This is a genomic window from Streptomyces sp. NPDC091289 (assembly GCF_044757365.1).
Classification (GTDB): Bacteria; Actinomycetota; Actinomycetes; order Streptomycetales; family Streptomycetaceae; genus Streptomyces.
In genome coordinates this window covers 203886-221521 of sequence record NZ_JBIVUT010000007.1, presented here as the reverse complement: position 1 = coordinate 221521, position 17636 = coordinate 203886, and the positions used below count along the sequence as shown (strand labels likewise).

The 17636-nt window shown below is 71.7% G+C and carries 13 protein-coding genes; 7 read left to right on the top strand and 6 right to left on the bottom strand.

Annotated elements, in window-relative coordinates:
- The first annotated feature begins 55 nt into the window (after positions 1 to 55).
- Together ACIQPT_RS11630 and ACIQPT_RS11625 are read left to right on the top strand one after the other, a co-directional pair.
- Positions 56 to 1324, top strand: a complete 1269-nt coding sequence (locus ACIQPT_RS11630; RefSeq protein ID WP_401155003.1) for a sensor histidine kinase — start codon at positions 56 to 58, stop codon at positions 1322 to 1324.
- Positions 1309 to 1956 (top strand): response regulator transcription factor, encoded by a 648-nt coding sequence (locus ACIQPT_RS11625; RefSeq protein ID WP_007454938.1) that lies wholly within the window; start codon positions 1309 to 1311, stop codon positions 1954 to 1956. Before ACIQPT_RS11630 ends, ACIQPT_RS11625 begins: the two co-directional genes overlap by 16 nt.
- Before the next feature lie 32 nt (positions 1957 to 1988).
- Here the strand turns inward: ACIQPT_RS11625 and ACIQPT_RS11620 are convergent, their stop codons facing one another.
- Positions 1989 to 2483 carry a MarR family winged helix-turn-helix transcriptional regulator gene (locus ACIQPT_RS11620; protein WP_401155001.1) on the bottom strand — a complete coding sequence of 165 codons (495 nt, stop codon included), beginning with the start codon at positions 2481 to 2483 and terminating at the stop codon, positions 1989 to 1991.
- Between the two features lie 39 nt (positions 2484 to 2522).
- Here ACIQPT_RS11620 and ACIQPT_RS11615 point away from each other — a divergent pair, with 39 nt between their 5' ends.
- Positions 2523 to 3071 carry a carboxymuconolactone decarboxylase family protein gene (locus ACIQPT_RS11615; protein ID WP_401154999.1) on the top strand — a complete coding sequence of 183 codons (549 nt, stop codon included), beginning with the start codon at positions 2523 to 2525 and terminating at the stop codon, positions 3069 to 3071.
- Between the two features lie 121 nt (positions 3072 to 3192).
- Positions 3193 to 4767, top strand: a complete 1575-nt coding sequence (locus ACIQPT_RS11610) for a DUF1996 domain-containing protein (RefSeq protein ID WP_401154997.1) — start codon at positions 3193 to 3195, stop codon at positions 4765 to 4767.
- A gap of 33 nt (positions 4768 to 4800) precedes the next feature.
- Here the strand turns inward: ACIQPT_RS11610 and ACIQPT_RS11605 are convergent, their stop codons facing one another.
- Together ACIQPT_RS11605 and ACIQPT_RS11600 are read right to left on the bottom strand one after the other, a co-directional pair.
- Entirely contained in the window at positions 4801 to 5289 is a 489-nt protein-coding gene (locus ACIQPT_RS11605; RefSeq protein ID WP_401154995.1) for a hypothetical protein, read from the bottom strand.
- 27 nt (positions 5290 to 5316) lie between these two features.
- Positions 5317 to 6069 carry a class I SAM-dependent methyltransferase gene (locus ACIQPT_RS11600; protein ID WP_401154993.1) on the bottom strand — a complete coding sequence of 251 codons (753 nt, stop codon included), beginning with the start codon at positions 6067 to 6069 and terminating at the stop codon, positions 5317 to 5319.
- A 91-nt stretch (positions 6070 to 6160) separates the two neighbouring features.
- On the opposite strand from ACIQPT_RS11600, the gene ACIQPT_RS11595 reads away from it, so the two are divergent.
- Genes ACIQPT_RS11595 through ACIQPT_RS11585 form a run of 3 tightly spaced genes read left to right on the top strand, consistent with a single transcriptional unit; the run spans position 6161 to position 8924 of the window.
- Positions 6161 to 7066, top strand: coding sequence for a metal-dependent hydrolase (locus tag ACIQPT_RS11595; RefSeq protein WP_401154991.1), 906 nt, complete (start codon positions 6161 to 6163; stop codon positions 7064 to 7066).
- 2 nt (positions 7067 to 7068) lie between these two features.
- Positions 7069 to 8145: a PDR/VanB family oxidoreductase gene (locus tag ACIQPT_RS11590; RefSeq protein WP_401154989.1), complete on the top strand. Its 1077-nt coding sequence runs from the start codon at positions 7069 to 7071 to the stop codon at positions 8143 to 8145.
- A 35-nt stretch (positions 8146 to 8180) separates the two neighbouring features.
- Positions 8181 to 8924 carry a TetR/AcrR family transcriptional regulator gene (locus ACIQPT_RS11585; RefSeq protein ID WP_401154987.1) on the top strand — a complete coding sequence of 248 codons (744 nt, stop codon included), beginning with the start codon at positions 8181 to 8183 and terminating at the stop codon, positions 8922 to 8924.
- Here the strand turns inward: ACIQPT_RS11585 and ACIQPT_RS11580 are convergent.
- The 3 genes from ACIQPT_RS11580 to pulA all read right to left on the bottom strand — a co-directional run bounded on the left by ACIQPT_RS11580 (position 8921) and on the right by pulA (position 17488).
- Positions 8921 to 9625, bottom strand: coding sequence for a DUF2470 domain-containing protein (locus ACIQPT_RS11580; RefSeq protein WP_401154985.1), 705 nt, complete (start codon positions 9623 to 9625; stop codon positions 8921 to 8923). The genes ACIQPT_RS11585 and ACIQPT_RS11580 overlap by 4 nt on opposite strands.
- Positions 9626 to 9729: 104 nt before the next feature.
- A complete protein-coding gene (locus ACIQPT_RS11575) occupies positions 9730 to 11979 on the bottom strand; it encodes an ATP-binding protein (RefSeq protein ID WP_401154983.1) in 2250 nt (749 codons plus the stop codon).
- Positions 11980 to 12166: 187 nt separating this feature from the next.
- On the bottom strand, positions 12167 to 17488 hold the full coding sequence (gene pulA, locus ACIQPT_RS11570) for a pullulanase-type alpha-1,6-glucosidase (protein WP_401154981.1): 5322 nt from the start codon (positions 17486 to 17488) through the stop codon (positions 12167 to 12169).
- Between the last annotated feature and the right edge of the window lie 148 nt (positions 17489 to 17636).

Below are 17636 nucleotides of genomic sequence, written 5' to 3'. Positions count from 1 at the left end.
ACTGGCACCCGGACCGGGAACCAGCCCGGGGCCGGTGATGGGGAGAGGGACCACGATGAAGGTGTTCTCGGAACGGCTGCGGCCGTCGATGGTGGCGGCGGGGCGGGGGCTGTTCCTGTCCGTCGTGGGTCTTGCGGGGTCCATCACCCTGTTCGTCCTCGCGGTGCTCTCGATCTCCTTCATCCTGCTGGGCATCGGGGTGTTCACCACCCCGGTGGTGCTGGAGGCGGTCCGCAAGCACGCCAACCAGCGGCGGCTGTGGGCGGTGACCTGGTCGGACGTACGGATTCCGGTCCCGTACCGGCCGATGCCGAAGGACCTGCGGACGGGCGTGACGGGTCAGGTGGAGCGCACGACGCTGATGCTGAAGGACCCGGCGACCTGGCGGGACCTGCAGTGGCTGCTGGTCGACATGACGGCCGGCACGGTGGTGGCGTTCCTGGCGGCGGGCCTGATGATCTACCCGGTCGAGGGGCTCGTCCTGGCGGCCGGCCTGTGGCGCGTGTTCCGCGACGACCCGTACTGGTACGGGTTCGTGCCGGTGGACAGCCAGCTGACCGCACTCGCCGCGCTGGCGCTGGGGGTCGTGCTCTTCCACTTCGGGATGTGGGCGAGCAGGCCGCTGCTGCGATCGCACTTCCTGCTCGCCCGGGCGCTGCTCGCCCCCACCCAGGACCAGGAGCTGGAGCAGCGCGTCCAGCGGCTGACCGAGACCCGGCACGAGGCCGTGGACACGGCGGCCACCGAGCTGCGCCGCATCGAGCGGGATCTGCACGACGGGGCGCAGGCCCGGCTGGTCGCGATGGGCATGAACCTGGGCACGATCGAGGCGCTGATCGAGAAGGACCCGGCGCAGGCGAAGAAGATGCTGGCGATGGCCCGGGAGTCGTCGGCGGAGGCGCTGACCGAGCTCCGTGATCTGGTCCGGGGCATCCACCCGCCGGTCCTCGCGGAGCGGGGCCTCGGCGACGCGGTCAAGGCGCTGGCCCTGCGGCTGCCGGTCGCCTCCGAGGTGACGGTGGAGCTGTCGGGGCGGGCGGAGGCCCCGGTGGAGTCGGCGGCGTACTTCGCGGTCAGCGAGGCCCTGACGAACACGGTGAAGCACGCGGAGGCCGAGCGGATCTACGTGGACCTGCACCACACGGAGGGGATGCTCCGGATTTCCGTGACGGACGACGGCAAGGGCGGTGCGGTGCTCGGATCGGGCTCGGGACTGAGCGGAATCGAACGACGACTGGGTACATTCGACGGCGTACTGGCCGTCAGCAGTCCCGCAGGCGGTCCCACCATGGTGACCATGGAGATTCCTTGCGAGTTGTCCTAGCCGAAGATCTCTTCCTGTTGCGCGACGGCCTGGTGCGCATGCTGGAGGCGTACGACTTCGAGATCGCCGCGGCTGTGGAGACCGGGCCCGAACTGACCAAAGCACTGGCCGAGTTGGAGCCGGACGTCGCCGTCGTCGACGTCCGGCTCCCGCCGTCCCACACGGACGAGGGCCTCCAGTGCGCCCTGGCCGCCCGCCGGGCCCGTCCGGGGCTTCCGGTGCTGGTGCTCTCGCAGCACGTGGAGCAGTTGTACGCCCGGGAGTTGCTGGCGGACGGCAACGGCGGCATCGGCTATCTGCTGAAGGACCGGGTCTTCGACGCGGACCAGTTCATCGACGCCGTACGGCGGGTGGCGGCGGGCGGCACGGCGATGGACCCACAGGTCATCTCCCAGCTCCTGTCCCGCCGTTCGCAGGACAAGCCGATGGGCGGCCTCACCCCGCGCGAGCGGGAGGTGATGGAACTGGTGGCCCAGGGCCGCTCGAACGCGGCCATCGCCTCGCAACTGGTGATCACGGAGCGGGCGGTGGCCAAGCACACGTCGAACATCTTCGGCAAGCTCGACCTGCCCCCGTCGGACGACGACAACCGGCGGGTGCTCGCGGTGCTGGCGTATCTGGACCACGGCTGACCCACGGGCACCGTCACGCCCCGGACCTCCGCTCAGCCCGTGAACCAGCCCGCCGCGTCCAGCCGGAACGCGCCGCCGGGGGCCATCGTGCGCAGGTCCCGCTCCAGGGCGGCCAGCCGCTCCTCGCCGAGCGTCCGGGCCCAGTCCGCCCGCAGCCGGTCGAAGCCCTCGGCGGACCGGGTCAGCAGGTCGAGGCCGTGCGGGGTGAGGTGGATCAGGGTGCGCCGGCCGTCGGCGGGGTCCGGGGCGCGCTCCACGTAACCGAGCGTCTCCAGCTTTTCGACGGTCTTCCCGGCGGCCTGCTTGGAGACCCCGAGCCGCCGCCCGATCTCGCTGATGGCCGCGCCGTCGCGTCCCACCGCCTGGAGGGCGAAGCCGTACGCGGGCCGGGTCCCGGGGTGTCCGTGCTCGGCCAGGTCCCGGTGCAGGGCGTCGATGATCGAGCGGAACCCGGCGAAGAGGAGCAGCGGCAGCTCAAAGCCATTGCGGGACTCGACAACCTGGTTTACCTTTTTTTCGTCAACCATATTGTCGATCCTAGGCGCTCCCGCACCGAGAGGTCCGTCATGCCCTTTCCCGATCTCACCCCCGAGACCGCCCCGCCCGCGTCGCGGCGCGCCATGGAGGCGGTGACGGAGCGGCTGGGCTACCGGCCCACCGCCATCGCCCGGCTCGCCGCCTCGCCCCACACTCTGGACGGCTTCCTGAAGATCAGCGCGATCTTCGAGGCCTGCACCCTGGACCCGCTCTCCCGCGAGGTCCTGATCATGACGATGGCCACCCGCAACGACTGTCACCTCTGCGTCGCGATGCACACCGCGAAGCTGACCGCCCTGGACGCCGACCCGGCGCTGATCTCGGCCCTGCGCGACCGTGACCGTACAGGGGCCCCGCTGCCGGACGAACGCCTGGAAGCCGTACGGCGGTTCACCCTGGAGGTGCTCGCCTCGGCGGGGGCGGTGGACGACGCGGTCCTGCGGGACTTCCTGGCGTACGGCTACACCGAACAGAACGCCCTCGAAGTGGTCCTGGGCATCGGCGCGTACACCCTGTCGACCCTGGCCAACCGGCTCACCGGAGCGCCGGTGGACGCCCCATTGGCCGCCTTCGCCTGAGAGCCGGTGGTTCGGGACGCTTTCCGGCTGGAGCTTCGCACGAATCGGCCGGAGGGCTGAACGGGCCGCGGGACCCGCGCGTATGGGACGTCACGCTTCTCCCTCGAAGCAGAGGAGTCCCATGCGACGCACATCGCGCAAGAAACGTTCCACACTGGCCAACCGGGCCATTGCCGCCTCCGCAGCCCTGATCCTGGGGGGAGGTGGGCTGGTCGCGGTCAATGTCTATGCATCCGCGGGAGAAGGGCCGTCCGGTTCTCCGCCCCCGCGGACGCAGAACGCCGGCCGCCAGATGTCCACCATCGACTGCCCCGAAGCCGTGAACGGACTGCCCGAGGTGCCGGATCAGGCACGCGGGGAGGTCGACCGTGAACTCGCGGCGATGGATACCCAGATCACCGACGCCTACCGGCAGTTCGCGGACCGGAAGGAGCAGATAGCCCAGGATCCCGGGCTGGCGGAGAACGCCGTGCTCGGCCCGTTGCGCAGCAAGCGGACGGCCAGCCTCGACCGCATCGGCATCGCGATCGGGCGGGTGGGCGAGCGGCCGGCGGGGCTGGAGAGCCTCGCCGGATGCAGCCTGCGCGCCGACGACAGCCGCCCCGGAACCGGGAACGGGAACGACGGTGACGGTGATAGCGGCGACGGCAACGGCAACGGCGGTCAGGACGACGGCCAAGGCCAGGACCAAGGGCAGAATCAGGGCCAGAATCAGGGCCAGAACGAAGGACAGGGGCAGGACGGTGGCCAGGACCCGGGCGGCCAGGACCCCGGCCAGGGCGAGGACCCCGGGCAGGGCGGCCAGGGCGGCAACGGGCCGGAGGCCTCCGACTTCGTCGATATCCAGTCCGTACAACCCAACGTGGACCGGCCCCGTCAGCGCCGCGGCGCGTCCCGGGGCACCTTCACCACCGACTGCGGCCGTAATGAGAACGGGAAGTTCAACCCGGACAACGTCATCGTCGCGCCCGGCGTGAGCAACGGTGCGCACCATATGCACGATTACATCGGCAACCAGGCCAACGACGCCTTCGCGAGCGACGACGATCTGGCGGACGGCGCGACCACCTGCCGCAATCAGGGCGACCGGTCGACCTACTACTGGCCCGTCCTGCGTCTGCAGAACGGGCAGGACGAGAACGACGTGGACGCCGACGGCGGCGGCCGGGACCAGAACGTCGGGGAGATCCAGACGCCGTCCGAGGTGACGCTGAAGTTCGTCGGCTCGCCCGTCGGCAGGGTCACCGCGATGCCGCGCTTCCTGCGGATCATCACCGGGGACGCGAAGGCGTTCACCAACGGCGACGCCAACGCCAACGCCTCGTGGAGCTGCACCGGATTCGAGGACCGGCAACTGACGGACAAGTACCCGATCTGTCCCGAGGGCAGTCAGGTGGTGCGGACGTTCGCCTTCCAGAACTGCTGGGACGGGCAGAACACCGACAGCGCCAACCACCGCACCCATGTGGCGTTCGCCCAGGAGAACGGGCGGTGCCCGAACGGGTTCCGGGCGGTGCCGCAACTGGTGCAGCGCATCGTCTACGACGTGCCGCCGGGGCCGGGCTTCGCCGTCGACTCCTTCCCGGAACAGTTGCACAAGCCCATCACCGATCACGGTGACTTCATCAACGTCTTCGACAGCGGGCTGATGAAGAAGATGGTGCGGTGCATCAACGACGGCCGCCGCTGCCGCTGACGCGGCGCGTGCGGCCCCCGTGAACCTGCGCGGTCAGCCCGGGTGGTGACCGGAGTGCCCGTCCTCGCTCCCCCCTCCGCCACTGTCCCCCGAGTGGTGAGGCGAGGCGGTCTCCACCGTCCCCCCGAGCCGGCCGCGCAGCGCCGCGACCACGTCCGGTTCGCCGACGGCCACCCACCGCCGTCCGACGAGGTACGAACCGCCGTAGTCCTTGGCCTCGTTGATCCACTCCCGCTGCCCGCGGTCGGTGGCGAAGGTGGTGAGGACGTAACGCCCTTCGTCCGTCCTGCAGTTGGCCTGCCGGAGCTCGGCCGCGTCGGTCTGCACGTTCGGGTCGCAGCCGGCCTTCTTGGCCAGTTGCTCCAGCGTGCCCGTCGCGGCCGGCTTCGGCGTGGGCCGCTGCTGTCCCGCGCCGTCGTCGGCCGGTTCCGCACTGCACCCGGCCAGGAGCAGAACTCCCGCCAGGACCACCGCGGTTACCCTGCCGCGCCGTGCGCCTCGCCCTTCCGGTTCTGTCGCCATCGGGCCATCCTGCACCCGAATCCGGGTTCAGGGGTGGGCTACGGCAAGACTCACGAGATAGGCCTCCTCGACCTCGCCGTCGGGGAACAGGGCGGCCAGCAGAGCCCGTTCGCGGTCGAAGAAATCGCGGACCTCGACCGGGTCACCGATCAGGAAGTCGGAGTGGGTGGCCATGTTGGCGACATGGGCGTCGACCGGGACACGGCGGCTCCACTCCACCTGCCGGGTGCGGAAGTCCAACCCGTCGGGCAGCGCGGCCCGGAAGCGGGCCCGGTGGGACGGGACGGCGGGAACGTCCACCCCGAAGAAGACCCGCATCCGGTTCTCCTGGTCGACCAGCCACTCCACGGACGGGTCGCTGTCGTTCCACCACAGGGCGAGCGCCCCGCCCGGCCGCAGCACCCGGCGGGCCTCGGGTATCGAGCGGGCCGGGTCGGTCCAGTGCCAGGCCTGGGCGTACGTGATCAGGTCCATGGAGCCGGTCCGCAGCGGGAGGTTGTTCCCGTCGCCCCGGACCAGGGGCACGTCCGGCAGGCTCCGCCGGAACTGCCCGGCCATCCCGTCGCCCGGTTCCACCGCGGTGACCCGGGCCCCGCGCTCGTACATCCGGGCCGTGCCGAGACCGGTGCCCGCCCCGACGTCCGCGACCCGGGCTCCGGCGAGCGGCAGCCCGGCCAGCTCCTCGATCGCGTCGAACAGGGCGGGCGGGTAGCTGGGGCGGTGCGCGTCGTAGGCGGCGGCGATCGCGTCGAAGGACCGGGCCTGCACAGGTTTCGTCATACAGGCAATCATCGCGCGGGGCCTCGCGGAACCGCACGGAAATCTCTGCACGCCTCTGGTCCCCCCGCATACCCGTCAGTACATTGACACCATGTCTAACACGCAGCCAGCGGCGGTCGCGTCGGAGCGGACGCCCCTCAAGGCCCGCAAGGTGTCCTTCGCCTGGGAGAAGACGCCCCTGCACTGGGTGCCGGGCGACCCGTTCACCACGCACACCATCAACGTGCTCCATCTGCTGCTCCCGGCCGGCGAGCGCTGGTTCATCCACGTCTACCGGCAGATACTCCCGTACATCCATGACGACCAACTGCGCGAGGACGTCATCGGGTTCATCGGGCAGGAGGCGGTGCACTCGCAGGCGCACGACGACGTTCTGCCGCATCTGCGGGAGTTGGGCCTCGACCCGACCCCGTACACCGCGCAGGTCGACTGGTTCTTCGAGAAGCTGCTCGGGGACCGGACCCTGCCGCCGGGGCGGGCCTCCAAGTGGTGGCTGATGGAGCGGGTGGCGACGATCGCGGCGATCGAGCACTACACCGCGTTCCTCGGTGACTGGGTCCTCAACGCCGAGGCGCTGGACCGCCGGGGCGCGGACCCGACCATGCTCGACCTGCTGCGCTGGCACGGGGCGGAGGAGGTCGAGCACCGGTCGGTGGCCTTCGACGTCTTCATGCACGTGGACGGCGGCTACCGGCGGCGGGTGCGCACCTGGGCGGCGGCGTTCTCCGCTCTGGTGTTCCTCTGGCAGCGCGGCACCCGCTTCTTCATGGAGAACGACCCCACGCTGCTGGACGGCAAGGCCTCGTTCAGGGCGTTCCACGCGAGCGGGAAGCAGGGCACGCTGCCCAGCACGGGGGCGATCCTGCGGTCCGTCCCCAGCTATCTCAGCCGGTCCTACCACCCCTCGCAGGAGGGCAGTACGGCCCAGGCCGTGGACTATCTGACCCGCTCCCCCGCCGCCCTCGCCGCCGAGGCCGCCACGACGGAGAGGTCCTGACCATGGCCCTGCCCCGACTGCGTACGGTCGTGCTCGTCTCCGGCGTCGCCCTGCTCACCCGGCGGGCCCTGAAGCGCCGGATCGCCCGGTCGCCGCTGTGGCCGCTGCCCGCCCTGCCCGAGCCGATATCGGGACACTCCCAGCGGCGCGCGACCTCGGTCCGCCGGCTGCTGATCACCGGGCGGAGCGAGGTCGCCGACGGTGTCGTGCAGCTCCGGCTGGAAGGCGTCGGGCTGCCGTCCTGGGAGCCGGGGGCCCATCTGGATCTGGTGCTGCCGTCCGGTCTGGTGCGGCAGTACTCGCTGTGCGGCGACCCGGCGGACAGCGGTGCGTACACCGTGGCGACCCGGCTGGTGGAGGACGGCCGGGGCGGGTCGCGGGAGGTGCACGAACAGCTCCAGGAGGGCCTGGAGGTGGAGGTGCGCGGGCCGCGCAATCGTTTCCCGCTGGCCGAGGCTCCGGCTTACGTCTTCGTCGTCGGCGGCATCGGGATCACCCCGGTCCTGCCGATGCTGCGGTCGCTGGCCGCGTCGGGGGCCGAGTGGCGGCTGCTGTACGGGGGCCGGTCGCGGGCGTCGATGCCGTTCCTGGAGGAGGTCGAGAAGCTCGGCGCGGACGGGGACCGGGTCACGGTCGTCGCCCAGGACGAGGCCGGGCACCCGGACGTGGCGGGGGCGCTGGCGGACCTCGCCCCGGACACCGCGGTCTACTGCTGCGGGCCGGAGCCGCTGATGGACGCCGTCGCCGCCGCGCTGCCCGAGGGACACCCGCTGCACCTGGAGCGGTTCTCGGCCGCGACGGGCCCCGGTGCGAGCTCAGAGGCGTTCGAGGTGGAGTTGCGGCGCAGCGGGCGCACGGTGCCGGTCGCGGCCGGGCAGTCGGTGCTGGCCGCCGTCCGCGCGGAGCTGCCCCATGTCGCGTACTCCTGCGAGCAGGGGTTCTGCGGGACCTGCCAACAGCGGGTCCTGGAGGGTGAGATCGACCATCGCGATGAGCTGCTGACCGACGACGAGCGGGGCGACTCGATGCTGATCTGCGTCTCGCGCTGCCGGGGCGGGCGTCTCGTCCTGGACCTGTAGGCCATTCCGGCCGGTGCCCCGGATAGGCTGTTCGCATGACGACCGGGGTGCGGCGCAGGATGGGCGTCGACGAGCGCAGACAGCAACTGATCGGCGTCGCGCTGGACTTGTTCAGCCGCCGCTCGCCCGAGGAGGTGTCGATCGACGAGATCGCCGCCGCCGCGGGGATCTCCCGTCCACTGGTCTACCACTACTTCCCCGGGAAGCAGAGCCTGTACGAGGCGGCGCTGCGGCGGGCCGCCGACGAGCTGGCGGCCCGCTTCCTGGAGCCCCTCGAAGGGCCCCTGGGGGCGCGGCTGCTGCGGGTGATGGGGCGGTTCTTCGACTTCGTCGACGAGCACGGGCCCGGCTTCTCGGCGCTGATGCGCGGCGGGCCCGCGGTCGGTTCCTCGACGGCGAACGCCATGATCGACGGGGTGCGGCAGGCCGCGTACGAGCAGATCATCACGCACCTCGGGGTGAGCGAACCGCCCGCCCGGCTGGAGCTGGTGGTCCGCTCCTGGGTCTCGCTCGCCGAGTCGACGGCGCTGATCTGGCTGGACGGACGGCGCATTCCACGCGCCGAGCTGGAGATGCAGCTGGTGCACGACTTCGCGGCGCTGGCCGCCGTCAGCGCCGCGTACGACCAGGAGATGGCGGGCATCGTGCTGCGGGTGCTGGCCCAGGAGCCGGCGGACGGTCCGTTCGGGGAACTGCTGGCCCGGCTCTCCGCGTTCGCCCCGGACGTGCCCGCCGTTCCGGCGCAGCGCCTGCCGCGCGAGCCCTCTGACCCCGCCTAGGCGGGGAGGCCGTTGCGGTGGGAGACGCGGCGGGCGGCGGCCAGCAGGGCATGGATCTGCGGGCCCGCCTGGTCGATCTCGGTGACCGGGCGGGGGAACGGCAGCCGTACGTCCTCGTGGGTGCGCGGGTATTCGAGCCGCAGGGTCACCCCGTAACGGTCCATCGCCAGCGGCACGGCCCGGGTCATGCCGCGCTCCGGGCGGGGGTGGACGAGGCGCAGGAGCAGCGGGACGAGCTCGGCGTGGTCGTCGACCAGATGGGTGAGCATGCCCGCCTCGCAGGCGGCGATCGGGTCGGTCTCGACCTCCTCCAGCTCCTCCAGGGTGACGAAGGTGCGCCCCTCGGCGTCCTCCAGGACGGCCTGTCCGAACTCCATGCAGGTGCTCTGCTCGGTGTCGTTGCTGTACGGGGCGGCCAGCAGCCCGGTGACCGTGACGCGGGCGCGCAGCCGGTCGCGTACGGGGGTGGGGGCGACGTCCGTGAACTCCAGGCGGGCCGGGACGCGTTCGGCGCTCGGCGCGTGGCTGCCGTCGTTCGGGGCGTGCAGGTGGATGTGGCCCATCGCGCCCGTGCCGTCGAGGCGGCGGACTTCGGTGTGCAGGCCGTCGCTGACCACCGTCATGGAGTGGGCGACGGTCAGGATCGACCGGACACGCTCGGTGCGGGTCGGCTGCGTGGCGCGGGGGCGGGAAAGACGCATCCGAGTTCTCCAGGAAGGTCAGCGAAACCCAAGCGGCTACTTAGGTATGCCTAACCTTACCCACATTGCCGGTGTGCGGGTAGTCCGGGGACATGACAGGCAGGTCAGAGCTGGAGTCCGGTGCGCAGCGCGGCGGCCAGACCGACCTCCGCGTTGTCGGACTGGCCGCGCTCGAAAGCGCGCTGATAGGCCTCGTCGCCGACGGCCGCCCGCGCCTGGAGCTCGCACGCCTCGCGGACCGGGCCCAGCTCGGGCGTGCCCCGCTGAGGGTGGCCGACCATGCGCCAGTACGCGTGCCCGGTGCCGTAGACCCGGGCGGCCTGTGCGCCCGCGCCCTGGGCGGCGATGGCGGCGGCCAGGATGTCCAGGCCCAGCGCGATGCCGAAGCTGTCGCGGAGCCGATGCTTGCCCGCGAGCATCGACCGGGCGTGCGCGGCGGAGGCCGCCGGCCTGCCCTGGAGCAGGGCGATCAGGGCGAGCTGGTAGTCGGCGTAGGAGCGGGTCCAGTATTCGCCGCCGCGTTCGCAGGCCCGGCGCAGTGTGGTGGCCGCCTCCTCGGACTCGGTGAGCCGACCGAGCGCGGTGAGCGCGAAGACGGTGATGAGGCGGCAGCGCAGCCGGTGGGCGGAGTCCACCGGAACGCTGTCGGTCATCCGCAGGACGCGCCCGGCCGCTTCCAGGGCCGCCGCGGGCTCCCCGGTCATCAGCTGGGTGAGGCCGGAGAGATAGGTCGCGCCGAGCATGCCCTCGTCGTCCCCGTCGTACAGGGCGGTGGCCGTGCAGAGCGCGCCGTACTTCTCGGCGGTCGCGAAGTCGCTCTGCAGGAGCGCCGAGACGCCGAGGACCCAGTGCAGCCTGGTCCGGTGGGGGCCGTCGACGGAGCCCGCGTCCAGGGCGCGCTGGGCGTAGTTCCGGGCCTCGGAGAGGTGGCCGCAGCAGGCCCAGAAGAAGCCGACGCGGCCCGCCATCTCCTGGGCCCCGCCGATGTCGTGGAGAAGCAGGTGCTCCAGGGCGGCGCACAGGTCCAGGTGGGTGTCGGACACCTTGTGGTACCAGAGCACCTGGTCCGGTCCGGTCCAGCCGTCGTGGGCGCGGCGGGCCAGACCGAGGAAGCTTCGCGCGTGCCGGTCGGCGGCGGCGCGGGCCTCGCCCAGCTCGGTGAGCCACATCCGGCCGTACTCGCGCAGGGTGTCGAGCATCCGGTAGCGGTCGCCGTCGCGCTGGACGACGGACTGGGCGACGAGGCCCTGGAGCGCCCGGTCCACCTCGTCGGCGGTGAGCGGGCCCCCGGCGCAGACCTCGCGGGCGACCTCCGCGTCGAAGTCGGTGCGCAGCGGGGTGAGGCGGGCCCACAGGAGGCGTTCCAGCGGGGTGCACAGCTCGTGGGACCAGCCGATGGCGGTGCGCAGGGTGCGGTGGCGGCGGGGCCACACGGTCGCGTCGGCGAGGAGGTCGAGGCGGGCCGTGCCCAGGCTCCCGCCGCCCCCGTCGATCCCGTCGATCGCGCCGGCCCCTTCGATCCCGTCGGCCTCTTCGGTCCCGTCGGCCTCTTCGGTCCCGTCCACCCCGCCGGCACCGGGGGCGCCCGGTGCGCCGAAACCGGGGGCGAGGGCGAGGCCGCCGCTCCGGCCGGGCGCGCCGAAGCCGGCGCTCCGGGCGTCGAAGCGGCTGCCGATGCGGGCGGCGAGCTGGGCCACGCTGTGGCGGCCGATGCCCGCGGCGGCCAGTTCGATGGCGAGCGGGATGCCCTCCAGACGGCGGCAGATCTCGGCGGCGGCCGCCTCGTCGCCGGGGGCCCGGAGTCCGGCCCCGGGGTCGGCCGCGCGCAGCCGGTCGGCGAAGAGCTGGAGGGCGTCGGGCGCGCCGTCGACCGGGAGCGGCGGCACCTGGACGACGTACTCGCCGTGGGTGCCGAGCGGCTGCCTGCTGGTGACCAGGACGGTGAGCCCCGACGAGGTGGTCAGGATCTCGGCCAGCAGATGGGAGCAGGGGCCGCGGAGGTGTTCGGCGGAGTCGAGGACCAGCAGGAGGTGTTTGTCGCCGAGCCATTCGCAGAGCGCCTCGACGGGCATCCGCAGGGTGTGGTCGGCGAGGCCGACCGCGTCCGAGACGGTGGGGAGCAGCAGCCCGTCGTCGTAGAGCGGGGAGAGGTCGGCCCACCAGGCGCCGTCCGCGTAACGGTCGGCGGCGGCGCGGGCCGCCCGGAGCGCGAGCCGGGTCTTGCCGACGCCGCCGGGGCCGATCAGGGTGGTCATCCGCCGGGTGGTCAACGCGGTGTGCAGCCGGGCCAGTTCGGCCCGCCTCCCGACGAAGCTGCTCGTCTCCTCGGGAAGGTATCCCACCGTGGTCATCATCACCGTCCGCGCGCTGGGGCAGGGGTCGCCGGCGGGCCGACCGCCCCGGGTGGGGCTTCTCCTGCCGCGCACACGGGCCGGTCCCGCCTCCCCCGACGCGGGGGGAGAACGGGACCGGCCCGGTGTACCAGGACGGCTGTCGCGGCTCCGTTGCCGACGTCTGCCGTCACCGTAGTGCCGCCCGGGGTCAGCGCAGAGTGAAGACGGCCACCGTGCGTCCCGGGACGGTGAAAGTGGCCGATTTCCCGTCGTACCTGGCTCGTTTGACCGTAAGATCCGCGCCCTTGGCCTGCACCGGGTGCAGCGCGTACGTCTTGCCGGCCGGTGCGGCGAGCCGCTGGGTGGCGGTGTCGGGCGCGGCGTTGAGGACGACGACGAGCTTGCCGAGGCGCATGGTGATCACGCCCGGGGTCTCGGCGGTTCCGGAGAGCGGGAAGGACAGGGCGGACTGCACCTGGCCCGCGGTGCTCAGGGAGAACTCCTTCTCGGTGGAGCGGATGGTGAGCAGGTCCCGGTAGGCGGCCGAGGCCCCGTCGATCTGCGCGCACTTCGGCGCGATGGTTCCGGTGGCGGCCAGGAGCGGCTTCGCGTACGCCCACTTGTCCTGGTTGTCGGCGGCGGGCGGCAGGCCCCGGCCGAAGCCGTTGCCGGCGCGGCAGTCCCAGTGCAGGGCGTTGAACCAGTCGCCGCTGTCGTAGGAGTTGCGGTCCAGGGACTTCGAGCGCAGCAGGTCGGTGCCCGCCTGGGAGAGCGAGGGCCCCTGGGAGAGGACGGCGGCGCCCATCGCCACCACCTGGGCCCTGGCCCGTTCGGCGGCCGTGGTGTCGGCCGGGAGCTTGAAGGCGAGGGTGTCGAAGAGGGTCTCGTTGTCGTGGGCGTCGGAGTAGGCGAGCGCGTCGCCGGGGACGGCCGCGTATCCGGCGGGCGCCCCGTTGTAGTCGACGTCGGAGCCCTTGACCGTGCGCCCGGTGGTGTCGGTGAAGGTGTAGTCGGCGAGGTTGCCGGTGAGGCCGACCTTGATCAGGTCCTGGTAGTGCAGCAGCCGGGCCTTCTGCTCGGCGCGGGTGCCGTTGGCGGGCGAGGAGTTGGGGTCGGTGTAGAGGCCGGTGGCGAAGCCCTGGACGCCGGGGTCCTCGTCGAAGGGGCCGCCGCCGCGCACGGCGTCGCGGGCCCGGTCGGAGAAGGTGGCGATGCCGGTGCCGGCCATGTTCTGCTGGGTGGCCTGGACGAAGCGGGCGTCGTCCGCGATCTCGCCGAAGTTCCAGCCCTCCCCGTACAGGACGATCTTCTTCCCGTCGACGCCGTCCTTGGCGAGCGTGAGGGAGTCGAGCGCCTTGCGGACGGCGAGGATGTTGTCCTTGGGGTGGTGGCCCATCAGGTCGAAGCGGAAGCCGTCGACCTTGTACTCCTTCGCCCAGGTGACGATCGAGTCGACGACGAGCTTGCCCATCATGGTGTTCTCGGGCGCGGTGTTGGCGCAGCAGGTGGAGGTGGCGACGGTGCCGTCCTCCAGGAGCCGCTGGTAGTAGCCGGGCACGACCTTGTCGAGGACGGACTTGTCGTCCTGTCCGGAGGCGACGGTGTGGTTGTAGACGACGTCCATGACCGTGCGCAGCCCGGCCTGGTTGAGTCCCTGCACCATCTGCCGGAACTCGACCGTGCGCCGCGTGCCGTCGGGGTCGGAGGCGTAGGAGCCCTCGGGGACGGTGTAGTGCAGCGGGTCGTAGCCCCAGTTGAAGCCGTCCTTGGCCGCCGCCTTGCTCACGCACTCCTGCTGCTTCTCGGAGTCGGGGGCGTGGGCGGTCAGGTCGCAGGCGGGCTTCTGCTGGTCCTTCTTCTTCTCCGGGATCGTCCCGATGTCGAAGACGGGCAGCAGGTGGACGTAGCTGGTACCGGAGTCGGCGAGCTTCTTGAGGTGCTTCATGCCGGCCGAGCGGGTGTCGGTGAAGGCGAGGTATTCACCCGGGTGCTGGGCCGTGCGGTCCGTGATGGAGAAGTCGCGGACGTGCAGCTCCTGGATCTGGGCGTCCCGCAGCGGGGTGGCGGCGGGCTTCTTCAGGCCGGACCAGCCGCGCGGCGCGAGCTTCGGGTCGGTGAGGTCGACGACGAGGCTGCGGGCGGAGTCGGCGGTCAGGGCGGTGGAGTAGGGGTCGGTGACCTTGTTGGTGACCAGCTTCTGGACGCTCGGAGCCCAGACGGTGACGGCGTACCGGTAGGGCTTGCCCCGCCAGTCCTTCTTCCCGGTGACCGACCAGACGCCGGTGCGGTCGTCGCGCTTCATCGGGTGCGTACGGCCGTCGAGTTCGAGGGCGACGGTCGCGGCGGTCGGGGCCCACACGGAGAGGGTGGGCGTCGACTTGCGAAAGACCGGGCCGAGTTGGGCGGCGGCCGCCTTCTTCCCGTACAGGTCGTCCAGGATGCCGGCCGTCTGTACGCCGGTGGCGGCGAGCAGAGCGCCGTTGGCGGCACGCTGGGTGGCGATGAGCTGACCGCGGAGGGATTCGCGTACGCGGTCGCGGTCACGGGCATCCACGGCGAACGCCGGATAGTCCTTCAGGTGCGGGTACTTCGCCTTCTGCGCGTCACTCAGCGCGGCCGAGGTGAGCCGCAGCCACTGCCCCTCGTCGGAGAGCGCCCCGTCGACGACGGAGATGCCTCCCTTCTTCGCGTACACGAGCTGCTGACTGGTGGCGTCGGTGGCCTTTACCTTCCAGACGACGGTGTTCGCGTCGATCCACTGCGCCTCGGCCTTGTCCAGGTCGGGGGCCGCGCCGCCGCCGGTCTGCGGGAGGAGGTAGCCGGGCTTGCCGCCGAGCATCCACACCTCGTGGCCATAGGTGGCGAGGTCGAGGGACTGGTCGGTGGGGAGGTCCTTCTCGTCGCCCTTGTGCAGGATGTAGCTGAGCGTGGTGGCGCCGTCGACGAGCGGCACCTCGAAGGTGACCCCGTAGGAGTCCTCCTTCACGGGCATCAGCGGCTTCGACCAGTCGGTGGGCTCCTTGGCGCCGGCCCAGGTGTGCAGCCCCCAGCCGTCGTAGTTCCCGTCCGGGCGGTGGTAGTTGAGGACGGCCTTGGCGGTGTCCTGCGGCGGGGCTTCGGGGGCTTCGGCCGTCTGCTCGTCCTTGCCCTGCTCGATCCAGACCTGACCGGTCGCACCGAGGTCGACGGTCCGCTCCGGGCCGTCGGCCGTGCCGTCCTTCTCGACGGTGTACGGGAGCGAGCTCGCGCCCTCCTCCAGGTCGATCCAGGCGAACGCGCCGTAGGCGTCCCGCCCGATGAATTCGGCGGTCGTGTCACCGGACGTGAGCTGCCAGCCGTCGTAGTCGCCGTCGGGGCGCTGGTAGTGGACGACGGCCCGGTCGCGCTCGACGGCGACGGGCTTGCCGGGGTCCGGGGCCTGGCCTGCGGTGGTCGAGGCGAGAGCACTGGAGGTGCGGCCGGTCCGGTCCACGACGACGGCCTTGTAGCGCAGCGGGGTTCCCGCCTTCACCGATGCGTCGAGGTACTGGGTGACCTTGTACGGGGCGTGGTCGGCGGTGCCGAGGGTCTTCCACTTCCCGTTGCCCGCCTGCGCGGCGAAGACGACCCGGTTGAGCTGTCCGCCGGCCACGTCGGCGGTGATCTCGACGGTGCCGGTGGCTCCGGCGGCCGGGGCCTTCAGCGAGACGGCGGGCTTGGCGGCGGGAGCGCCCACGGCCTGGTCCGCCTTCAGCACGATGCTGGAGAGGGCGGGCACGGTGACGGTGACCTTCTTGTCCTTGCCGCTGCGGACCTGGCCGGAACCGCCGTAGACCGTACGGAAGTTCATGCCGGCCGACTCGGTGGCGAGCTGGACCTTCCTCGGGCTCGTGCCGTTGTTGGAGGCGACGAGGTATTCGTACGGCCGCTTGGTGTCGATGCGCGAGGTGGCGTACACCGGGCCCTGCGCGAGCCGCTCGGTCTGGGTGCCGTCGCGCAGCGCCGGGTGGGCCTTGGTGAGCTTCGAGAGCGCGGCGATGGAGCGGTAGACGGGGTGGTTCGGGTCGTACGCGTCCGAGGCGTGGGTGCGGTCGGTGCCGAGCTGGTCGTCGTCGAGGTAGTCGGCGGTCTTCGAGGCGAAGAGGGTCTGGCGGGAGTCCTTGTCGCCGCCCGCGCCGGTGAAGCCCTGCTCGTCGCCGTAGTAGATCACCGGGTTGCCCCGGCCGAGGAACATCAGCTCGTTGGCGAGCCGGGCGCGCTTCAGCAGCTCCGCGTCGTCGGCCTTCGGGTTGTCCTGCTTGAGGAAGGTCCCGATGCGGCCCATGTCGTGGTTGCCGAGGAAGGTGACCTGCTCGTAGGCGTTGGCCTTGTCCGTGGTGTAGCGGTAGTCGTTGCCGTACACCGAGGCGAGCTTGTCGGCGGGTGCGCCCTGGGAGGCGAACTGGCGGGCGGCGTCCTGGAAGGGGAAGTCCAGCGTCGAGTCCAGGCGGCCCCGGGTGACGTAGGGCGAGGTGACCTCGGTGTCGGCGGAGTAGACCTCGCCGAACATGAAGAAGTCGTCCCGGCCGCGCTTCGCGGCATACGCGTCGAGGGCGGTGGCCCACTGGGTCCAGAAGTCCAGGTCGACATGTTTGACGGTGTCGATGCGGAAGCCGTCGATGTCGAAGTCGCGGACCCACTTCTCGTAGATCTTCTCCATGCCCTTCACGACCTCGGGACGCTCGGTCCACAGGTCGTCGAGCCCGGAGAAGTCGCCGTACTCGTTGGACTCGCCGGCCCACGTCGAGTCGCCCCGGTTGTGGTACATCGTGGGGTCGTTGAGCCAGGAGGGGACCTTCTTGCCGGTGTTCGGGGTCTGCACCGGGGTGTACGGGAAGGAGTCCTCGTCGACCTTCTTGACACCCTCGCGGTCGTCGAAGGGCCGGCCGGTCCTGTCGAGGTAGGGGAAGGCGCCCTTGGGCTTGTAGCCGTAGGCCTTCTCGGCGTAGTCGACGGTGTCGGCGGTGTGGTTGGTGATGACGTCGAAGAAGACCTTCATGCCCTTGGCGTGGGCCTTGTCGATCAGCTTCGTCAGGTCGGCGTTGGTGCCGAAGTGCGGGTCGACCTGGGTGAAGTCGGTGATCCAGTAGCCGTGGTAGCCGGCCGAGGCGTCCTCGCCGGTGCCCTGCACGGGCCGGTTCTTGAAGATCGGCGCCAGCCAGATGGCGGTGGTGCCGAGGTCCTTGATGTAGTCGAGCTTCCCGGTCAGGCCCTTGAGGTCGCCGCCCTGGTAGAACCCCTTGTCGGTGGGGTCGTAGCCGTGGTCGAGCCGCGAACCGGTCAGCCCTCCCCGGTCGTTGGAGGCGTCGCCGTTGGCGAACCGGTCGGGCAGCACGAAGTAGAACTGCTCGCGTGTGAGGTCGTGCCGGGCCGCCTCGCGGGCCAGCTTGGCGTCCGAGGGCGGCGCGGGCGGCCGGGGCGAAGCGGCGGCGGTGGTGGCCGCCGGGACGACGGGCAGCAGCGCCACGCACAGGGCGGCCACCGCCCCTCGTCTCAGGGTGGTTCGGGACACGGAGGGTGCTCCTCGGCTGGTGTCAGGAGGGGTGGGCCGCGGGGGGGGGGGGCGCCCCCCCCCCCCCCCCCGGGGGGGGGGGGGGGGCCCCCCCCCCCGCCGGGGGGGGGGGGGCCCCCCGCGGGGGCGGGGGCGGGGGGGGGGGGGG

Excerpts from the sequence above, each read along its gene's own strand:
- ACIQPT_RS11630 (WP_401155003.1), top strand. The coding sequence starts at position 56 with ATGAAGGTGTTCTCGGAACGGCTGCGGCCGTCGATGGTGGCGGCGGGG.
- ACIQPT_RS11620 (WP_401155001.1), bottom strand. The coding sequence starts at position 2,483 with ATGGTTGACGAAAAAAAGGTAAACCAGGTTGTCGAGTCCCGCAATGGC.
- ACIQPT_RS11615 (WP_401154999.1), top strand. The coding sequence starts at position 2,523 with ATGCCCTTTCCCGATCTCACCCCCGAGACCGCCCCGCCCGCGTCGCGG.
- ACIQPT_RS11610 (WP_401154997.1), top strand. The coding sequence starts at position 3,193 with ATGCGACGCACATCGCGCAAGAAACGTTCCACACTGGCCAACCGGGCC.
- ACIQPT_RS11605 (WP_401154995.1), bottom strand. The coding sequence starts at position 5,289 with ATGGCGACAGAACCGGAAGGGCGAGGCGCACGGCGCGGCAGGGTAACC.
- ACIQPT_RS11600 (WP_401154993.1), bottom strand. The coding sequence starts at position 6,069 with ATGACGAAACCTGTGCAGGCCCGGTCCTTCGACGCGATCGCCGCCGCC.
- ACIQPT_RS11595 (WP_401154991.1), top strand. The coding sequence starts at position 6,161 with ATGTCTAACACGCAGCCAGCGGCGGTCGCGTCGGAGCGGACGCCCCTC.
- ACIQPT_RS11590 (WP_401154989.1), top strand. The coding sequence starts at position 7,069 with ATGGCCCTGCCCCGACTGCGTACGGTCGTGCTCGTCTCCGGCGTCGCC.
- ACIQPT_RS11585 (WP_401154987.1), top strand. The coding sequence starts at position 8,181 with ATGACGACCGGGGTGCGGCGCAGGATGGGCGTCGACGAGCGCAGACAG.
- ACIQPT_RS11580 (WP_401154985.1), bottom strand. The coding sequence starts at position 9,625 with ATGCGTCTTTCCCGCCCCCGCGCCACGCAGCCGACCCGCACCGAGCGT.
- ACIQPT_RS11575 (WP_401154983.1), bottom strand. The coding sequence starts at position 11,979 with ATGATGACCACGGTGGGATACCTTCCCGAGGAGACGAGCAGCTTCGTC.